Here is a 14,354-nt window from a genome sequence, read left to right on the forward strand (position 1 = left end):
TCTTGCCAGCGCTGTTGCCGGCAAGAGGTGTTGGCAGATGCCGTTGTTGAAATTACTTGGTGCCGGTCGGGCCTGGGGTCTTTGCGCCGCCGCCATTGCCGTCGTCATTGTTGGAGACCAGGGCATAGACCAGTGCCCCGGCTGCAATGCCTGCACCAATCTTCACGCCACGGCTCAGGCTGCCACGGGCAGCGTTACCGGCTTCCTCGGTGCCAGCCAACTCGGTGCTGACTTCTTCACCTTGCACGGCCACTTCTTCCTGGCCGTAGCTGCCAGTAGAAGCTACCTGTTCTTCCTGGGTGATTGTCGGCTGATCCTGCGCGACTTCATTGGCGGCTTGCGGCTGCTCGTCTGGCTGCTGCTCGGTAGCGGCAGGCGGATCAATGGCCTGCTGGTCCTGGGCGATCACCGGAATGGAAAATGCTACGAGGCTGAGTGCAAAAAGATGCTTCTTCATTGTTGCTGTCTTCGTCCTTCCAATGGAAAGTTGCTGCAGTTGTGGTTGTGCTGTCCCGCCGGGTCAATGGCCTGTGCGGTAACTTGGGCCTTTTGCTAGCGTACGGTTGTTACAGCTCGCAGACGACCGCAGAAATTGTAGGGAAGCAGGTGGGGTGCTTGGATTAGGGTTTGTCTGAAAATTGGCGTTGATTTCCGCTAATTTCCTCCCTGACGCTGGCGGCGGTGGGTGAGATCGCTACGCGGCGGCTGCGTGACGGGCGCTGGGGGCAGATTTACTTGCGACGCTGAGCAATGACTGCGAAGCCATGTAGTTATTGCGGCTCGTCGGGAGGTGCTGGATGGATGGCGGCTTTCCACTCGACGGGAAATGCTGGCTGGCAGCGGCGCTTGCCTGTAATCTTGGCCTCCGTCTTTTGACTCCGTAGCTCAGCTGGATAGAGCGGTCCCCTCCTAATTTTAAAGTCTTTGTTTTGCATATCCCTGCAATGCCATATGTGATTGATATTAAAGGATATGTTCTGTTCTAATAAGACGGGGACACCTGACAAAGACAGGTAAAAACAGGTCAAAACAGGCTGAAACAGGTGCAAGTTGCCACAGCCAGTTGCCACAGACCTCCTTGCGGACCAGTCAAAGAACTGTCCCTTATTGGTGAAATAAGTGCCAACGTGGGCGGTTTTTTGGGGCTTCGGATTTTCCGGTGGACGGAGAACATGGAAACAGCCGTCCCGACAGATCACCCTTCGGATTTTCTGGTGTACGACGCCGATCTTTTGAGTTGGCCTGTCGCGTTTTGATTCCACAGACTTCGACGGCCTTGATGCGTTGCAGAATTGCATTGGCATGCAATATCCGGCGATACTGAGCGTCTGCAACCGGCCACAACCGGCCGGTCATCAATCGATCCGGATAGCGGTCATTGCGGCGGGAGGGTATGCTAAACGCCTGTGTCCGGAATCGATCAGACCACACACCATGCCGGCTGCTGCTTTACCGGCGTTGTTATCTTGCATTGCGCGATATTTCTTCTTCTAAACAGAAGGTTGCAGAACATGTTATCCGGCATCCCAATGTTATGCGGCAGAACTGTCGCCCTAAAACAAAGTTAGATGCCAGATTTGGCGTTGCGTATGCTCACAGAAAATCGATAGCCGCAAGACTGTTTTTGGCAACTCATAGCCACTACAATTTCTCCTTCATACCGTAGAGGAGATTGCGCGTGAAGAACTGGATATTTCTGGCTGTTGCAATCTTTGGCGAGGTCATCGCAACTTCCGCACTGAAGTCTAGCCATGGATTCACTAGGTTAGTTCCTTCCGTTGTAGTTGTGGCTGGCTACGGGCTTGCGTTCTATTTCTTGTCTCTCGCGCTCAAGTCCATTCCGGTCGGTATTGGTTACGCTGTATGGGCTGGGCTTGGCATCGTGCTTGTGGCAGCTATTGCTTGGATTTTCCATGGCCAAAAACTAGACTTCTGGGCGTTCATTGGCATGGGACTTATCGTCAGTGGCGTCGCCGTTCTAAACCTGCTATCCAAGGTCAGCGCACATTGACCGGGTTGGCATCTAACAATTCATTCAAGCCGACGCCGCTTCGCGGCGCGGCTTAATTCAGGCGTTGAATGACAGCTTTCCCAAAAGGTGCCCGGATGTATTTCAGCCTTGGTCGGATGACGCCCGAGGAACTGCAATACGATGTCAGGAACGTCGTGAAGGAAGTGACGCTCGGAACCGACCTGTCCACCTTACTGGCCGAAATCGACCATTGGCCAACAAGGGGCTAAATCAGGGTCTGTACACCAGAAAATCCGAAGCCCCGGTTTTTTGAGGGTGCTAAAGCGCCCTGAATTGGCTATTGTTTGGCAATGACCAGCACCCTCGATTTGCTCCAAAAGATGTGGCCGATGCGTATTGCATTGACGGCTGAAGAAGTGGCCGTGGTGTTGGGCCGTCCCACCACTCGGGGAGCCGTGGAACATATCCGCGAGAAGATGAAGAAGGGTGGATATCCGGGGGCCAAGAAGATTGATGGACGCTGGCAAATGCCCCTCACTGACCTTGCCAAAATCCTTGAAGGGGAACCCACTGCAATTCCCCCGGCACAGGTTCCAGCAGCCCCACAGGCGCGCACAGGACGCCGCCGGAGTTCAGTGGGGCCATACATCCAATTCATTCGTGCGGGCCGTTTCTGGCGCGACGTATGGGCATCATTGGGTGATGGAGATGATGCCGATCAATTGGATTTGGAAATCCAATTGGCGCATAAGGAATTGACCAACATCATCTATGCCGACAGGGCAATGAAGTTGCGCGAACGTTTGTTGAGCCAATTGGGTGATTTGGATTGCGCACCCAGCCGAACAAGTGAGATTTGAAATGGATGCAATCAAGGAAGAAGAATACAAAGCCCTCATTGAAAAGGCACGCTCAAAGCACATTGCTGGCGTAGGACGTGAGGTGGCGGCATGGTACTTAAAGATGTCGCGTTCCACTTTTACCCGAAAGCAAGCCGATGGCACTGGCCCCATTGCTGTTCGTCATCCCAACACTCATCCGTTTTGGACGATTGAAGCATTGGACGAATGGGTCAATGCCAATCCGTTGATGATTGCATCCAAGATGCAGGTCAACGTAATTACCGAATTGCAATTGCGGTTGAAAATTCGGGAGCAGGATGAAGAAATCCAACGCTTGAAGAAGTTGCTTGAGTCTGGCGTTCCCCAGTTCCGTTCATTGCTTGATTTGCATTTGCCACTGGAATGGGTGGATACGGACAATGGGATTGCCAATAGCGTTTATTTCCTTTCCGCTGAAGCCAAGCGTGCAGCCTATGCCAACCAAATGGTTGTTGAGTTGTCTTTGCTTGAAGCGTTGGAGTTGCATTGGGTCAATGTCTCTGAGCAACGCAAGTGGGTGACAATCGCGGTTGACATTCTTGCTTCGCACGAAGCCAAGTTGATTTACCGCATTGATGCGTTGGAGCAAAGAGAACGATTGGAAAAATCACTCCAATAACACAAGGGGCCGATGGTCCCTTTTTTAATGTGCGATTGTTGAGTGAGTTGACATAACTCCCTTTTCTGTTTTGCTAATAGAGCAGCAATTCGTCTGCAAGAAAAAGGAGAGTGTATGAAGAAATTGTTTATCGCTGGATCATTGGCTTTATGTTTGACCGTTCCAGCCTTCGCAGCAAATATTTTGGCAACAGACTTTGTTGGCCGTGTTTCATCCGGTGGGGTAGGGGTAGCAGGTGAGTTGGTGGTGTTGCATCACCATGAAACGAACCGCACCTTAAAAGCCTTCACCGGAAAGACTGGCCGTTATCATTTCGCCAATGTTCGACCTGATGGCAACTACACCATCACTCATATGAAGTGCGAAGGGTTGTGCAGGACAGACAACGGCGATGGAACTTACAGCGTTGCCTATGGTGATGAGAGCGTGGACCGCAAACCCGTTCTAGGCAAAACCTTGATCCAGAACATTGGAGACTGATCCCAATGCGATCCCAAACACAGCCCTGCGAAAGCGGGGCTTTTTTGTGGCTGATGTCAGGGTGCGGAGCATTGAAGCCTCAAAGATCAAAAGCGGCTTTTGAGACATCAAGCCCTATCAACTCCGTTCCTATGCATCGAATTAAAGACGAGCATTTACATTCAATTCACAAACTTTGGCTCATTTCGGCTCAAACGGGTTCACCTGTATTCAAATCAATTTATTGAAAACCATTTGAATCCACGTCGTTTTGCTGTTCAATTTCGCTTTTCAAATGTAGATTAAACCCTGCAAAACAAGGGAGAAAACGCGAAAAACAAGAAATCGTCGCACAACTTATTGAGCAACACAGTCTTTTCACTGTATTTGAGCGGTTAAATGGATGGCGTCAAAACAGGCATTTACAATAATTCGTCGCCTGAATTATTGAAAAAGTCCCCTGCTGTGAGGGGTATTGTGAGGGGTATAGAAACGAACCCTACTCACGGAAACCCTTACAGCACAGTGGATTTGAGAAAGTGTGAGGGGTGTGAGGGGTTTATGGTCCAAAACTTTTTATAGAAAATAAGGAATGAAAGAAACCGCAGATCAAAAACAACTAACAATTGAGGCGACGAATTATCCCTATAACTTTTAACCCCCAAATACCCCTCACACCCCTCACAATCTTTGGAAAGCATTGGTGCATATAGGAAAAAGTGTGAGGGGTAAGCTAAAAATACCCCTCACAAACCCCTCACACAACCCCTCACAAAGTAATAATTCAGGCGACGAATTATTGACATATCTAATTTGTTTGTTAGAACTAAAAGAACTTAACCAATAAGGAGGATGCAAATGAGTAATATCATCGACTTCAAAACACGCAGCAAGAAAGTAAAACAACGGAAGGAATACCGCCGCCGTGCGAAACCCCCCAAGATTTCACGTCATTTCCGGTTCGATCAAGAAACGTTGGCTGCATTGGAGGAATTGGCAAGGGCCAGTGAAATGAACTTGGCAGAGTACATCCGCCAATTAACGCAGGTGGCCGTAGAGCAACAGTGGCAGTTAGAGAAGCGCGCATAAAAGAAAACCCCACCGGAGTGGGGAGTTCTTAAACCTCAACATTAACATCAGAGCGGGGATGACGGCCCCAAACTCAATCTACGAAATTAAACGAGATTGTCAAGGCCAAATTCTCTGAGGACAAAAAAATGTCGATATCTGCATTTCAGTGTCGAATACCAAAACAACAACCAAGGAGATTTCTATGTCTACAGCGATTGCAAACAACAACACAGGAGGAACGGCACCTGCCCAAACTGTAAGCGCAACAGCACCCAGCAAGTCGAGCAAGACAACCAGCACCTTCAATAAGCCAACAGGCAAGAAATACAAAGTCGTTGGATCAGCAACACCATCATGGAACTTCGCCAACTACATGCTCAAAGGCCATGTGGGGGATTGGGCATACAAGGGTGGTATTGCATATAAGTGGGTCAATACGCATTGGCAGAACGCCAATGACGAAGAACACAAGGTTCTGCCCACAACGTTCCTCAATACTTACATGCCTGACAAAGCGTATTCATATGCTGGTAAGGATGCGTGGTCTTATGCAGTCAACACACTAGCAGCAAAATCAAGGTTGCCCGCCAAATCGAACAGTACTGTTCTTGCAGTTAAGAATGGGTATGTCCACATGGATGACACAGGAAGTATTACGTTCAAACCCGCTGATAAGAAGTTGGGACTGACATTCTGTGTCAATGCAACCGTATCGGCTCACTACAACAGCCAATATATTCCACAAGATGTTCCATCCGACTCAATGTTTGGACGGTTCTTGGAAACATCGTTGCCTAAGAAAAATGTACGTGAGTTCATCCAAGAGCAATGCGCGTTGTCGTTGTTGCCCGGTCCTCACCAATTGGCATTTTGGTGGTTTTCCGAAGGTGGCGACGGGAAGGGCACGATGATGAACATCATGCGCAGGTTCCATCAGAACGTTGCTTCTGTGAAATTGCATTTGCTTCACGATCCCACCCACCTTGCCAGTTGCATCAATGCATCTTTGGTCATTACGACAGAGGTTCAAGATGGGCGCTGGAAAGAAGAAGAGTGGAAGGCATTCACTGGTGGCGATTTGATCAAGGCCAAGATGCTCTACAAAGATCAAATTGAGTTTGTGAACGAAGCCACACACTTCATTTCATCGAACAGGCCACCTTTTGTGACCGATCCAACCAACGGTGTCTATCGCCGTATGTGCATCGTGGAATGGCAACGCGTGAAGAATGGTTTTGAGCGCATTGAACAGTTGGACAAGAAGATTGTGGACTCAGAAGCCCATCTTGTTCTTGACTGGCTGTTGCAGGGCTTGCAGCGCATTGTGAAGCGTGGGAAGAAATTCCTACCAGAAGATCAATGGCCGGAAGAAGCACGCTTCACCAAACAACAGGTGCGGTTTTCCAACGACTGCATCAGTGCGTGGGCTCATGACTGCAATGCGAAAGCAGACGGAAGCCATTTGACGGCAAAGACAGCGTTGTATGCGAACTATGAGAAGTGGTGTACAGACAACGACCGTGTGCCACTGGCTGCAAATCAATTTTGGCGCAAGATTTGGTCCATTCCAGCGTTCTCATCTGCAAAACCCAAGACAACGCGAGGGGACACCATTCGTTTCAATGGATCGCAAGTCAATGCAGTTCGGATCACAGTTGATGAGGTTCCAAAAAAGCATGTTCAAAGCACAGACGCCAATGAGTTTTTGGCAAACTGGAAAGTTTGGGCGTAAACGTTAACTAACTGAAGGAGAAGATCATGTTTGACGAAGTGAAAGAAATCCAAGCGTTCAATGCAAAGCCATTATTGGACGATGATGGAGAGGTTTATGGGTTCGTGGTGGATGTGTACGTTAATGCTGCAAGCGGTGAGTATTTTTATCAGTTTGAAGAGGGAGAATACCATCGCAACATCAGTTCCAATTCGTATGTTAACGAAACCATTGAAGAAGAGGTAAGCATTTTCATTTATAGGGGTACGGATATCGCTGATCGTGTTATGTCTGGCGCGAAATACGAATGGTCAGAAAGAGATATGCATCTTGCGCTGAAATCCCTTGCAGCGAATGCAAGTAAGCAATACCAGATTGACGACCAACATTGTTTAACGCTTAACGGTGCAGAGAAGTTGGGTGTTGATGGTAAATTGGGATTGATTGCTGTGAACAGAGAGAGCAATCAGAGAGTTGAGATTTTCACTCACAAGCAACTGCTCAATGTTCTCAACAATCCAGCAGTTGAAATTCAAAGACATATGTACAAAGAGGCTATTGGGCTGGATCAAGCGAAAGAGCAAGCACCAACACAAAAACGTCGTATGTGACTAACAGAAGGAGATAGAAATGAACGCAATGTTACAAATGATGTTTGAACCGCGCAATGAGGTGACAGACCTGCAAGTTTTCTGTGTGAAGCCAATCTATTCGGATTGGCAAAATGCGGAACTGATCGGGGCACAGGCAATGGTCTATGTTGAATACAGTGAAGACGGTGTTCAAAAAGTCAATCTGCAAACTGTTGAGTCGATATCTGATTTCGATAGATTCGTTGACTGCTACGGAGACTATGCAGTGAACACTTATGTTCAAGACAAGGTGTTTGATGAAAGCGGGGCATTGATGCAAGCGGCAAGTGGCAAAGGCTATGATTGGTCATTGCATGATGCCGATTGCGTGGAACGGTGTTTGTGTGTCTTTGGTGAGTACCATTTGGGTGCAAACATACGGCTTTTCAATGGATTTGAAGTGAGGGACAGACGCCCCGAGGATTACAGGAAAGGAATAGATATCTACCTTCATCAATACACAGGGGGCAATGATCAGATGTACCCAATACGAAGCAAGGAAGATTTGCTTCTGTGTTTGCAAGCACCCATTGAGGGAGCCGAGCGGGTGAGGTTGGTTGAGAATTTGTATTGCGCAGGATGCATAGAAACAAGCGTACAACACACCAGCAAACGCAGGATGTAAGCCTGATGATCACCCAATAGAAAGCCCGCCATTGAGTGGGCTTTTTTATTGCCTGCAATCCAGTGCTTGCCATGTTCCATTGTGCGGAGCATTGGCGCTTAAATCTCCAAAAGCCGCTTTTGAGCATTAAAGCCTCTATCTACTCCGTACCATCCAAGCCCTTGACGTTTTCAAATCTTCCTTTTAACTGAATTGACCACTACAAAAAAGGAAGACTATGGAAGACGAAGAATTAAGCGAACAAGACTTGCACGACATTTTGAAAGCAGGTGAGCGTTTCCGTGTGTACCGCAACACAGAGGGCTCTATATCAATAGGGCTGCATCACGATTTCTCTGATGATGTTCCTTTGCTTTCGATTGATGAGGCTTTGAACGCTATACACGCAGCCTTGGAGAAAGGCGTAACGATCACATTGGAGAAATAACATGGACAAAACTCAGGAGATTAAACAAGACACAGCCGATACGTTCTACAACCAAATGCGCGACGGTAGATCATTCCTTGACAACCACATCTTGCCCGGTGAAACGACGTTCTTTGGGATTGGTGGATGGCCCATTGGATCAACAGGGAACATGTACCGCGACTGGAAAGCATTCCAGTTCATTGTCACTGCGGCAGAACACAAGATGGACCACCCTGTTTGGTTGAATGCAGAGCAAGCACGACGCAAGGGCTATTACATCCGCAAAGGTGAGACTTCGAAAGCACGCGTTGAAAGAACCTATGAAGATGGAAAGACCATCATCGTTCCGATGTTCAACGGCTCGCAAATTTCAGGATTGAAGTTCCCAACCATTCCGCCTGTTGAGTACAAAGAACAATGCGAGAAATTGGACAAGATCATTCAAGATTACTTGGATAAGAACGAACAAAACATCTCATACGATGACATGTCTGCACCGTGGTACGACCGGATCAATGACGTGATCAACATTGCTCCAAAGGGTGCATACAAGAACAGCAACGTCCATCGTGGTGATTACTACGAAGACATGTTTCGTTTGATTGCTCAGTCTGCATCAAACATTCACAGGGCAAACGTTCCGAACAATCCGAGCCCCAACAGCATTGAAGGTTCAGACGAACGCACGATGCGGGAAATCACGCATCTGAACATCTTGCGCGAAGAAATTATTGCGGCTCACTTGGCAACGGAACTAAGGATTGGCTACCGGCCAACACATCAAGAAATCAAGTTCGGTCAAACCCTTTCCGAAGTTCGACCAAGCGCAGAGAAGTTGGAAGAGACGATAGCCGACGCCAACAAGGTGCTTCGCTACATGAATTTTCCAACCATTGAGCGCGAACCTATCCCAGACAGAGAAGCCCTGAAACCCACAGTAGTGCCCGGCACAGAAGAGACAGCACGTGTTGCCTCAGAGAAGAAGCAAACGGCTCCTGTGAAGCGTCCAGCGCGCTCCAAACAACGACACGTTGAAATGTGAGGGCGCTATGAGCGAAGAAAAGAAGAATGAGATTAACGCCCTGACCGTTGAACGCATCTTGGAACAGATGAGTAAGGGCAAAATTCCGTGGCGCAAAGACTGGGAGAACGACCCCTTAGGTGGCTTGCCCTTCAACTACGGCACCGGACGTTCTTACACAGGTGTGAACATCATGCACTTGCTCGCAACGCAGATTACCAACGGATACACATCATCAGGATGGGTGACGTTTGAGCAAGCCAAGAAACTTGGGGGCCACGTTCGCAAAGGTGAGAAATGCACACGCGTGCGGTACATGTTCGATGTAAAGGATGAAGAGAATAATCCTGTGTTGGACAAATATGGCGAGCCAGTTAAACGAGCAATGATCTTTCAGTTGTACAACACACAACAGTGCGAAGGCTTAGAACAACGTGTAGAACGCGAGCCAAAGCCCGTTGAATGGCGTCATGAGCAATGCGAAAAATTGATGCAGGAGTGTGGTGTTCCCATCAGCCACAATGGTGGCAACAGAGCCTTTTACAGTCCTGCAAACGACTCCATCCATCTGCCCACCAAAGAGCAGTTTCCCAATCCATCGGGCTACTACGCAGTGGCCTTGCATGAGATGGGACACGCATCAGGTCACTCATCACGATTGAACCGTGATTTGACTGGGAAGTTTGGAACCCCTGAGTACGCTAAAGAAGAACTAAAAGCCGAGTTCTTTTCAATGATCGTGGCCGACAGGCTGGGGGTGTCGATGGAAGAACAGTACGATCCCAACAACCATATTGCCTATCTGCAATCGTGGATGGATGTGATCAAGAACGATCCTCAGGAGTTGTTTCGAGCAGCAGCCGACGCGGAAAAGATGGCGAAGTTCTACAACATCGAACGCTATGCACGCGAGAACATCATTGAAGACAAATACCCTGAACAGTCAGAAGACAAGAAGCCCAATTTCAACCCTAAACCTTATAAATCGAAGACACGGGCAAAAGGTCGCTTCAAACCAAAAGCAAAACAAAAAACTCAACAGCGCGAAGTGGCAATGTCATAAAGCGAAGCCCCACACTTTTGGGGCTTTTTTGTTGTCTTGACATATCTCGATAATTGGATTAGATGAAGAAATGAGTTAACACGCCAGACAAATTAAGGAGATGCAAATGGCATTGAACAACGATTTATCAAAAAACACAGAATTACTTGTGACATTAGCATTTGATGGAAACACAGATGAAGTGAAGCGACTTATTCCAATTATCGATCCAAATGCAGTTGATAGTAGAGCATTACAAAACGCGGCAGAAAACGGCCATAAAGAGATTGTAGAGATGCTGATCCCTGTCAGTGATCCAAAAGCAGATGACAGTATGGCTTTGCTATTAGCGGCAGAAAACGGCCATAAAGAGATTGTGGAGATGCTGATCCCTGTCAGCGATCCAAAGGCAGATGACAGTAGAGCATTACAATACGCGGCAGAAAACGGCCATAAAGAGATTGTGGAGATGCTGATCCCTGTCAGTGATCCAAAAGCAAAAAAAAGTTTGGCTTTGCTATGGGCGGCAGAACATGGACACAAAGAGATTGTGGAGATGCTGATCCCTCTCAGCGATCCAAAAGCAAGAAATAGTTTTGCTTTAAGTATGGCATCTGCGAATAGACATGTAGAAATAGTTGAATTTCTGATCCCTGTCAGTGATGTTGAAGCCGCAATTCATCGGATGCATGATAATGTAGGTCAATACATTGTTCAAATTCAACAAGAAATGGAAGCGAAACGGTGTAAAGAACATTTCACTGCTGAACTTTCAGATATCATCGAACAAGCCCCTGCCAAGAAACGCAAGATGTAAACCTGATGAACAACAAATAAAAAGCCCGACCATCAGCGGGCTTTTTTGTTGTCTTGACTTATCTGAAAACCATGCTTGACTGAAGAAACACTAAAACTAAGGAGGCTTTATGTCATTAGAGAAAGACCGCGAAAACATGAACAAATATCAAATCATTTCCGCAGCCCGACAGGGGGAAGTTGCCGAGTTGAAAGAATTGCTTGATGCCAACTCGCAAAGCAAAAACAACAACGTGGCCTTGATGCTTGCTTCGCGCAATGGACACACGGAATGCGTCGAAATGCTCATTCCTCACAGCAATCCCAAAGCAGATGAAAGCATGGCGCTCATTGATGCCGCAGCACAAGGTCATACAGACGTTGTACGCCTCCTGATCCCTCACTGCGATCCAAAAGCGGAAGCCAGTTGGGCCATGCGAATGGCAGTGAACGAAGGTCATAAGGAGTGCGCCGAACTCCTGTATCCCCACAGCGACAAAGAAGCCGTTCGGAACAGCGTTGTGGGCAACAACAGCAAGAACCTGTTAGACGAAATCGAAGCCAACCACACGAAGAAACAACTGTCAGAAGCAATCGGCCTTGATGCTTCCACTGAACAAGCGCCAGTTAAAAAACGCAGGATGTAAAACACCATGAACGCCAAATAGAAAGCCCGCCAATGAGCGGGCTTTTTCTATGCTTGCAATCCACTTCTTTCCCTGTCCCGGTGTGCGGAGCATTGGTGCTTTAAAGACCAAAAGCGGCTTTTGAGTATTAAAGCCTCTATCACTCCGTACCAATCCAACACAGAAACACCGTTGACATATCTCGCTCATCTGCTTGGATGAATAAGCCATGTGGCAGACAAACAAAGGAGTACAGATGAAGAAAATTGTATTTGGATTGGTAATTGGAATGGCGTTGGCAACAGGCCAAGCGTATGCGAGCGATACAAGCGCACGTGACTTCAATCGCTCACAAGCATTGGAGATGCGCGACGTTCAAGAAGGCATTGTGTTGCACGTGAGGGAAGTCACGATTGAGAACACAAGCAAGGTCAACGCAGGAACTGTAGTTGGGGGAGCCGTGGGCTATGCCGTTTCAGACCGAGGCAAGCGCAACAGTCGGAACCGCAATGCAACACGTATCGTTGGAACAACAGTGGGCGGTGTGGTTGGCAACTCCATCAACAACGCCTTGACTAAACGAAAGGGTGTTGAAGTGGTCATTCGCGTTGTGGACCAGCGCGGAAAGTCACGCATTGTCAGCATCGTTCACGATGCATCCGTGACCTATATCGTGGGGCAGAACGTGTTGGTCACAGGACGAGGAAACAAGGTGAGCGTCATTCCACTGGTAACACCATAAGCCCCTTCAAATCAGCCCGTCCTAGTGGCGGGTTATTTTGTTGAAAAACCCTGTTTTTAAGTGGTTTTAGCTTGACTCTAGGGAATGGGGCCAGTACAAAGATAGATGAGGAATTACCACAACGGAGTGATGAAATGGAACGTCAGAACGAGTTGTTAGATGAAGCAATCCGCCAAAGGAACACAGCAAGTGTTGCGGAAATTGTCCCCACGATCACCAGCAAGTTAACGATCAACACGGCCCTCAAGAACGCCGCGTGGTGGGGCATGGAAGACATCGTTGAAGTTTTGCTCCCGTATGCCGATCCTAAGGCGTTCGACAGTGCACCGTTGCAGATGGCGGCTATGGGACGGCATGAAGCCGTTGCACGCTTGCTGATCCCGCACAGTAATATGGAAGACGCCAAGCAAGCCATTGACGACAAGTACCATCCGATGCTTGACCAACTTCAAGCATCATTTTGATCACTTTTTTTTAACAGGGGAAACAAGAATGGATGCGGATGTTTTGATGGATTTTGTAAAAGCCGTTAGTGAAGGCGATGATCAAAAAATTGATGCAGTCGTTTCACTGTTGGATGAATCGGATAAAACTGAGGCGTTCTATACGTGCGTTAAATTCGGCAGTCTCGACGGTGTGAAGCGCATGTTGAAGCACGTTGACCCTACGGACAACAACAGTGGTGCGCTTCGAATTGCAACGGTGATCGGTCACACCCATCTTATTCCTGTCCTCATTCCTGTCAGCAATGTTGCTGTTGCGAGGATGCAAATGATCAAAGATGGAGTGCCTAAGGCGAAATTGGATGAATTCTTAGGGCCAATCGACGCTGAGACACCGCAAAACTCTGATGCTGAGATGGAGGAAATGCTGGAGTTCTTAAAAGGTCTGGAAGCCAGTCAGAACCCTAAGCAGTTCACAGACAAAGATTTTCAAACGGCACTGCGGAACTGTGATATTCGTACAATCGGCAACAATATTAAATATCTGACTCAGGACCTGCTTGAGTCACATATTATCTCTGCGGTCATTAACAATTCAATGGAGCAATTTTTGACCTTGCTCCCATTCGTCAACAGCAAAGAAAAAGCCCTTTTCACGGCTTTAATCAATAAAAATCAAGACATTGCAAATTATTTGATCCCGTATTGCAACATGGAGATGGTTGTTGAAGTCATCAACGCGTCAATTGCTGATCAAGAAACCAAAACCGCATGCATTGCAATGTTGCAACTCAATGATGAATCGTACATTCAACTCAAGCGGTTCTTTATTAGCCTTGACGCAGAAGAAGCATCGGATTTGACTGAGCATTTCAGTCCAGAGCAGTTGCATTTCATGTACACCCGGTTTGCAAAAGAGGGTGAAATGGGTTGCATCTCAAAATTCCTTGCATGCGTTATTGATGTCGTAGAGTTGCGCTGTATTGCGTTGATTTTTGCAACGTTGAATGGTCATAAGCACGTTCTTTATTCACTTGCACACTCTACCGCTATTGAGAATGTGTATGCCAATCTCAATAAATCTGATATTCCCAAGGAGCAACACAGTCAAATCATTGAGCAGATCAAAATGTTTGCATAATTGATCGACTGTGTGAAACAAAAAGGCCCGCCATTGAGCGGGCTTTTTCTTTGCTCAATCCATAGGTGCGGAGCAGAGAAGAGACTCTTTAAAGGCCAAAAGCCGCTTTTGAGATTTAAATCTCCAACGCATCCGCGCTTGATTGATAAAAAGCGGTATTGACAT

17 protein-coding genes are annotated in these 14,354 nt (G+C 47.6%); 16 read left to right on the forward strand and 1 reads right to left on the reverse strand.

Translation table 11 applies throughout. The features are described from left to right. Positions 1-52 precede the first annotated feature (52 nt). A complete protein-coding gene (locus ACVOMB_RS00730; RefSeq protein WP_481529476.1) occupies positions 53-457 on the reverse strand; it encodes a hypothetical protein in 405 nt (134 codons plus the stop codon). Between the two features lie 1,221 nt (positions 458-1,678). Here ACVOMB_RS00730 and qac point away from each other — a divergent pair. From qac to ACVOMB_RS00810, 16 genes are all read left to right on the forward strand, one after another. Further along, the gene (qac, locus tag ACVOMB_RS00735; protein ID WP_211134464.1) at positions 1,679-2,011 is read left to right on the forward strand and encodes a quaternary ammonium compound efflux SMR transporter QacL; all 333 of its coding nucleotides are present in this window, start codon (positions 1,679-1,681) and stop codon (positions 2,009-2,011) included. Between the two features lie 311 nt (positions 2,012-2,322). Next, positions 2,323-2,832, forward strand: coding sequence for a hypothetical protein (locus tag ACVOMB_RS00740; protein ID WP_481529477.1), 510 nt, complete (start codon positions 2,323-2,325; stop codon positions 2,830-2,832). Position 2,833: 1 nt separating this feature from the next. Beyond that, positions 2,834-3,472 (forward strand): helix-turn-helix transcriptional regulator, encoded by a 639-nt coding sequence (locus tag ACVOMB_RS00745; protein WP_481529478.1) that lies wholly within the window; start codon positions 2,834-2,836, stop codon positions 3,470-3,472. 114 nt (positions 3,473-3,586) lie between these two features. Further along, the gene (locus tag ACVOMB_RS00750; protein WP_481529479.1) at positions 3,587-3,952 is read left to right on the forward strand and encodes a carboxypeptidase-like regulatory domain-containing protein; all 366 of its coding nucleotides are present in this window, start codon (positions 3,587-3,589) and stop codon (positions 3,950-3,952) included. 837 nt (positions 3,953-4,789) lie between these two features. Further along, positions 4,790-5,020, forward strand: coding sequence for a hypothetical protein (locus ACVOMB_RS00755; RefSeq protein ID WP_481529480.1), 231 nt, complete (start codon positions 4,790-4,792; stop codon positions 5,018-5,020). A gap of 184 nt (positions 5,021-5,204) precedes the next feature. Then, on the forward strand, positions 5,205-6,734 hold the full coding sequence (locus tag ACVOMB_RS00760) for a DNA primase family protein (protein ID WP_481529481.1): 1,530 nt from the start codon (positions 5,205-5,207) through the stop codon (positions 6,732-6,734). A 26-nt stretch (positions 6,735-6,760) separates the two neighbouring features. Next, the gene (locus ACVOMB_RS00765) at positions 6,761-7,324 is read left to right on the forward strand and encodes a hypothetical protein (protein WP_481529482.1); all 564 of its coding nucleotides are present in this window, start codon (positions 6,761-6,763) and stop codon (positions 7,322-7,324) included. Positions 7,325-7,343: 19 nt separating this feature from the next. Then, positions 7,344-7,970: a hypothetical protein gene (locus tag ACVOMB_RS00770; protein ID WP_481529483.1), complete on the forward strand. Its 627-nt coding sequence runs from the start codon at positions 7,344-7,346 to the stop codon at positions 7,968-7,970. A gap of 217 nt (positions 7,971-8,187) precedes the next feature. Next, complete coding sequence (locus tag ACVOMB_RS00775) at positions 8,188-8,397, forward strand: hypothetical protein (RefSeq protein WP_481529484.1); 210 nt, start codon at positions 8,188-8,190, stop codon at positions 8,395-8,397. 1 nt (position 8,398) lies between these two features. Continuing rightward, positions 8,399-9,421: a zincin-like metallopeptidase domain-containing protein gene (locus ACVOMB_RS00780; RefSeq protein WP_481529485.1), complete on the forward strand. Its 1,023-nt coding sequence runs from the start codon at positions 8,399-8,401 to the stop codon at positions 9,419-9,421. Positions 9,422-9,428: 7 nt separating this feature from the next. Next, on the forward strand, positions 9,429-10,463 hold the full coding sequence (locus tag ACVOMB_RS00785) for an ArdC family protein (RefSeq protein ID WP_481529486.1): 1,035 nt from the start codon (positions 9,429-9,431) through the stop codon (positions 10,461-10,463). A 106-nt stretch (positions 10,464-10,569) separates the two neighbouring features. Then, positions 10,570-11,259 carry an ankyrin repeat domain-containing protein gene (locus tag ACVOMB_RS00790; protein WP_481529487.1) on the forward strand — a complete coding sequence of 230 codons (690 nt, stop codon included), beginning with the start codon at positions 10,570-10,572 and terminating at the stop codon, positions 11,257-11,259. A gap of 109 nt (positions 11,260-11,368) precedes the next feature. Continuing rightward, on the forward strand, positions 11,369-11,884 hold the full coding sequence (locus tag ACVOMB_RS00795; protein WP_481529488.1) for an ankyrin repeat domain-containing protein: 516 nt from the start codon (positions 11,369-11,371) through the stop codon (positions 11,882-11,884). 235 nt (positions 11,885-12,119) lie between these two features. Beyond that, positions 12,120-12,605 carry a hypothetical protein gene (locus tag ACVOMB_RS00800; RefSeq protein ID WP_481529489.1) on the forward strand — a complete coding sequence of 162 codons (486 nt, stop codon included), beginning with the start codon at positions 12,120-12,122 and terminating at the stop codon, positions 12,603-12,605. Positions 12,606-12,739: 134 nt separating this feature from the next. After that, positions 12,740-13,069 carry a hypothetical protein gene (locus ACVOMB_RS00805; protein WP_481529490.1) on the forward strand — a complete coding sequence of 110 codons (330 nt, stop codon included), beginning with the start codon at positions 12,740-12,742 and terminating at the stop codon, positions 13,067-13,069. Between the two features lie 28 nt (positions 13,070-13,097). Continuing rightward, a complete protein-coding gene (locus ACVOMB_RS00810) occupies positions 13,098-14,189 on the forward strand; it encodes a hypothetical protein (protein ID WP_481529491.1) in 1,092 nt (363 codons plus the stop codon). The last annotated feature ends 165 nt before the right edge of the window (positions 14,190-14,354 follow it).

This window comes from Stenotrophomonas sp. STEN018, assembly GCF_056760235.1.

Excerpts from the sequence above, each read along its gene's own strand:
- ACVOMB_RS00730 (WP_481529476.1), bottom strand. The coding sequence starts at position 457 with ATGAAGAAGCATCTTTTTGCACTCAGCCTCGTAGCATTTTCCATTCCG.
- ACVOMB_RS00740 (WP_481529477.1), top strand. The coding sequence starts at position 2,323 with ATGACCAGCACCCTCGATTTGCTCCAAAAGATGTGGCCGATGCGTATT.
- ACVOMB_RS00745 (WP_481529478.1), top strand. The coding sequence starts at position 2,834 with ATGGATGCAATCAAGGAAGAAGAATACAAAGCCCTCATTGAAAAGGCA.
- ACVOMB_RS00750 (WP_481529479.1), top strand. The coding sequence starts at position 3,587 with ATGAAGAAATTGTTTATCGCTGGATCATTGGCTTTATGTTTGACCGTT.
- ACVOMB_RS00755 (WP_481529480.1), top strand. The coding sequence starts at position 4,790 with ATGAGTAATATCATCGACTTCAAAACACGCAGCAAGAAAGTAAAACAA.
- ACVOMB_RS00760 (WP_481529481.1), top strand. The coding sequence starts at position 5,205 with ATGTCTACAGCGATTGCAAACAACAACACAGGAGGAACGGCACCTGCC.
- ACVOMB_RS00765 (WP_481529482.1), top strand. The coding sequence starts at position 6,761 with ATGTTTGACGAAGTGAAAGAAATCCAAGCGTTCAATGCAAAGCCATTA.
- ACVOMB_RS00770 (WP_481529483.1), top strand. The coding sequence starts at position 7,344 with ATGAACGCAATGTTACAAATGATGTTTGAACCGCGCAATGAGGTGACA.
- ACVOMB_RS00775 (WP_481529484.1), top strand. The coding sequence starts at position 8,188 with ATGGAAGACGAAGAATTAAGCGAACAAGACTTGCACGACATTTTGAAA.
- ACVOMB_RS00780 (WP_481529485.1), top strand. The coding sequence starts at position 8,399 with ATGGACAAAACTCAGGAGATTAAACAAGACACAGCCGATACGTTCTAC.
- ACVOMB_RS00785 (WP_481529486.1), top strand. The coding sequence starts at position 9,429 with ATGAGCGAAGAAAAGAAGAATGAGATTAACGCCCTGACCGTTGAACGC.
- ACVOMB_RS00790 (WP_481529487.1), top strand. The coding sequence starts at position 10,570 with ATGGCATTGAACAACGATTTATCAAAAAACACAGAATTACTTGTGACA.
- ACVOMB_RS00795 (WP_481529488.1), top strand. The coding sequence starts at position 11,369 with ATGTCATTAGAGAAAGACCGCGAAAACATGAACAAATATCAAATCATT.
- ACVOMB_RS00800 (WP_481529489.1), top strand. The coding sequence starts at position 12,120 with ATGAAGAAAATTGTATTTGGATTGGTAATTGGAATGGCGTTGGCAACA.
- ACVOMB_RS00805 (WP_481529490.1), top strand. The coding sequence starts at position 12,740 with ATGGAACGTCAGAACGAGTTGTTAGATGAAGCAATCCGCCAAAGGAAC.
- ACVOMB_RS00810 (WP_481529491.1), top strand. The coding sequence starts at position 13,098 with ATGGATGCGGATGTTTTGATGGATTTTGTAAAAGCCGTTAGTGAAGGC.